Source organism: Novosphingobium profundi (assembly GCF_018491765.1).
GTDB lineage: Bacteria > Pseudomonadota > Alphaproteobacteria > Sphingomonadales > Sphingomonadaceae > Novosphingobium > Novosphingobium profundi.
In genome coordinates, this window is record NZ_JABWCU010000057.1 from 1 (window position 1) to 3,213 (window position 3,213).

Here is a 3,213-nt window from a genome sequence, read left to right on the forward strand (position 1 = left end):
CCGCCGCTCCGGCCCCGTCATCACCGTAATCTGCCCCATGCTGCGCTCCTAAGCTCGCTCATACGAGCGCTCTTAAGACCGGTCGTTCACTCACCGGACAAGGCGGGGCTCACCGGATGGGTACGCTGAAGCCGCGAGTGGATACGACTGGTCTGATGAAACGCGCGATGCGGTCCTTGGCCTAGTGCGTAACAGCCGATCAAAGCACTTGAAAATTGAATTCCAAGGTGGTGAGCCTACGCTTCGTTGCGATCTTATCTCAGCTATTATTGATGCTGTCCCGGAGGATGTCGAAGCGTCATTCGTGATTTGCACAAATCTGCAAAACGTGCCGCCTGAAGCGTTCGAACTATTTGATCGCGCGGATGTGTCGATTAGTACTTCGCTCGACGGCCCAAGCCAACACCATGCGAAGCAGCGGGGGCAGGATGATACATCCAATGCGGCCTTCGAACGCAATCTCGACTCTTTGCTAGGCCGGTATGGCCCAGGAAAAATCTCGGCTTTACCAACCCTTGACCCACGTTCACCGCCTGATCAAGACGACCTAATCGAGGCTTATGCTGGTCGTGGACTGAGTGCGATTTATCTTCGCCCGATCAACTTCCAAGGGTTCGCGCGAAAACAGCACGCTGACGCTAAGCGACCTGATTCCAGCTGGCTTGCCTACCATGAGGCCTTCATTCGCCGGCTTATTGAGCGCAATTGGCATGATCGTAGCATTTGCCTCGAAGAGAGCTACTTTAGTTTGCTGCTGCGCCGTATTTTCCGAGCCGGTGAGGATCGGCATATCGACTTGCGCAATCCGAACCCGTTCGGGTCCGACTTTATCGTGATCGACTACGATGGGCTGGCTTATCCGACGGATGAAGCGCGGATGCTTGCTAGGGCAGGTATCATTGACCTGTCGATCGGTGATGTGGAGCGGGGTTGGCATACACCTGAGCGCGACGCCCTCAACGCTGTGTCAACGTGCGACGGCGATCCCGATTGTGAGGCATGTACGTATAAACCGTTCTGCGGTCGCGATATCGTCGACGATATTTCGCGCTATGGGACGATTCAAGTGCCCCGGCAGGAGACCGAATTTTGCCGGCGACATTTGCACTTGTTCGACCTAGCCTTCGAACTCATTCATTCGCCTGATCCCGCCATTCAGTTTTCCTTGTGCCGTTGGCTTGGAATAGCGGGAGACCGGTTGCCTATGGGGCGCTGGTCATGATCGCTCTTTCTTTACGTGCTGCGAGCGATGGCACTGCTCCGTTCGTTACGCGCCTAACTCGGCAACCTGGCAATAATCCGGCGCTGAGCCACTTCCTTGCGGTTACTGAGGCTGGGAGCCTTTGGAGCGGGGAGCAAGGGGTTTTCGAGTTGGGCATGGGCCCTGACGACCTGTTTGACGATGTTGTTCTCGTCGACCCCTTCGGCAGTCGAGCGGATCGTCTCATCCGCAAGGCCTCGTCCCACAACACTTTGCTTGTCACTGAGCAGTGTGACCAGCTTTGCGTTATGTGCTCGCAGCCCCCGAAAAAGACCCATGTCGACCGCTTCGACCTTCTTGAGCGTGCCTGCCTATTGGCTGACCATGGGATTACAATCGGTATCTCAGGGGGAGAGCCAACACTGCATCGCGCTCGCTTATTCTCGATGCTCGAGAGCGTATTGAGTGCACGGCCTGACCTTAATTTTCACATCCTTTCGAATGCTCAGCATTTCACTGCGGAAGACGCGTTGCGCTTGCGCAGTCCTTTCTACCGTAATGTCGTTTGGGGGGTGCCAGTTTATGCGGCAAGCGGGTCATTGCACGATGCTATCGTTGGTAAGATCGGTGCTTTCGAAAAATTGATGGAATCCTTCGTCCACCTGTTCAGGGCTGGTGCGCGAATAGAACTCCGAACGGTGCTGACAACTTCGACCGTTGATAGCCTGGATGCCCTTGCAAATTTCATTGTGTACAACTTAGCACACATTGAGCAATGGTCCGTGATGGGGTTGGAAAACATTGGGTTCGCGAAGAGCGGATGGGCTGATCTTCACTTCGATCTTCGTTGCAACTTTGATGTTGTCGGCAATGCGCTTGATCGCGTGAAACTTCATGGGGTGCGCCCAAAGCTGTTCAATATCCCACTGTGCCACGTGCCTGCGGCCTATCGCTCATATGCGGTAGCGTCGATCTCTGACTGGAAGCAGCGCTTTTCAGACAAATGTGTGCCCTGTGTGGCCCGTTCGGACTGCTCGGGCTTTTTTGCTTGGCATCCGTCAGAACTTGTAAACGAGGTATATCCCCTGTGAAAAAGCGTCGTTTTTTGATCTCTAGCCTGGTAATGGCGGGCGTCATGCCAATACCTCATTCGGCATCGGCGAATCCTGCCCTGACCCCCGCGTCCGGAGGTCCGGATCCTGACGATGAGGATCAGTTGATCCAGCGCTTTTCACAGGATCACATGTTCATCCTCGCTGGGCATCGCTCCCATTCCAGCCATGCTTCGCACAGCAGCCATCGCTCTGGAAGTAGCGGGACTTACCGTGCGCCCGTTTATACTCCGAGGGCACCAGCAACCCCGCGCACTACTGCTCCGTCGACTAGGAATGAGCGGAGCACCCCGCGCTCCTCCATCCTGCCTTCGTCTCCTGCAATCACGAATGCCCAGCCACTTTACTCGTCACCTTCGGCGACAAGCATTAAGAATGTTGTCCGCCAGGTGCAGCTCGGACTAACTTCGTACGGCTATTATACTGGTGCAATTGACGGAATCGTTGGGCCGCAAATGCGTTCGGCTCTGACTCGGTTCCAAACCGACTTCAACCTCAATGTCACTGGAACGATTACGCCTGAGGTACTCGATGCCTTTAAAATTCGCGCGCAGTAGCGTCGCTACGCATCTGATCGCGGCGGGGGTCGGTGCGATCATCGCTTGGGTAGCAATGCCATTGTGGCGTCAAGCCGTGATGCATTTCAACCAGGAACGTTATGGTTTCCTCGTTCAGCAGTGCGATATGGCTATGCAGGATCATTTTGCGGCCAAGCAGGAAGCACAATTGCACCCGTCGCCAGAGGCCGATGGATTGGTTCGTGCTGGTGAGCTAGGTCGTGTCCCACGGGGTGGTGTAGGAACCGTCGATCTACGGCAGGATCGGGTTCAGGTCAGGCGGCCAGTGCTGGCAAGCTGACAATGGGGTTATGGCTCACCGAGCCGAGAGTTTCCAGCGTCA

At 55.4% G+C, this 3,213-nt stretch carries 4 protein-coding genes; all 4 read left to right on the top strand.

All coding sequences use genetic code 11. The features are described from left to right. Window positions 1–208: 208 nt before the first annotated feature. Genes HT136_RS25890 through HT136_RS25905 form a run of 4 tightly spaced genes read left to right on the top strand, consistent with a single transcriptional unit; the run spans window position 209 to window position 3,171 of the window. Window positions 209–1,222: a His-Xaa-Ser system radical SAM maturase HxsB gene (locus HT136_RS25890; RefSeq protein WP_214202634.1), complete on the top strand. Its 1,014-nt coding sequence runs from the start codon at window positions 209–211 to the stop codon at window positions 1,220–1,222. After that, window positions 1,219–2,292 (top strand): His-Xaa-Ser system radical SAM maturase HxsC, encoded by a 1,074-nt coding sequence (gene hxsC, locus HT136_RS25895; RefSeq protein ID WP_214202635.1) that lies wholly within the window; start codon window positions 1,219–1,221, stop codon window positions 2,290–2,292. Before HT136_RS25890 ends, hxsC begins: the two co-directional genes overlap by 4 nt. A 44-nt stretch (window positions 2,293–2,336) precedes the next feature. Next, entirely contained in the window at window positions 2,337–2,870 is a 534-nt protein-coding gene (hxsA, locus tag HT136_RS26765; RefSeq protein WP_425516921.1) for a His-Xaa-Ser repeat protein HxsA, read from the top strand. After that, window positions 2,845–3,171, top strand: coding sequence for a hypothetical protein (locus HT136_RS25905; RefSeq protein ID WP_214202637.1), 327 nt, complete (start codon window positions 2,845–2,847; stop codon window positions 3,169–3,171). The genes hxsA and HT136_RS25905 overlap by 26 nt, the downstream gene beginning before the upstream one ends. Window positions 3,172–3,213 lie beyond the last annotated feature (42 nt).

Bases quoted from the DNA above. Each gene is read 5' to 3' on its own strand.
- hxsC (WP_214202635.1), top strand. From the start codon at position 1,219: ATGATCGCTCTTTCTTTACGTGCTGCGAGCGATGGCACTGCTCCGTTC.
- hxsA (WP_425516921.1), top strand. From the start codon at position 2,337: ATGCCAATACCTCATTCGGCATCGGCGAATCCTGCCCTGACCCCCGCG.
- HT136_RS25905 (WP_214202637.1), top strand. From the start codon at position 2,845: ATGCCTTTAAAATTCGCGCGCAGTAGCGTCGCTACGCATCTGATCGCG.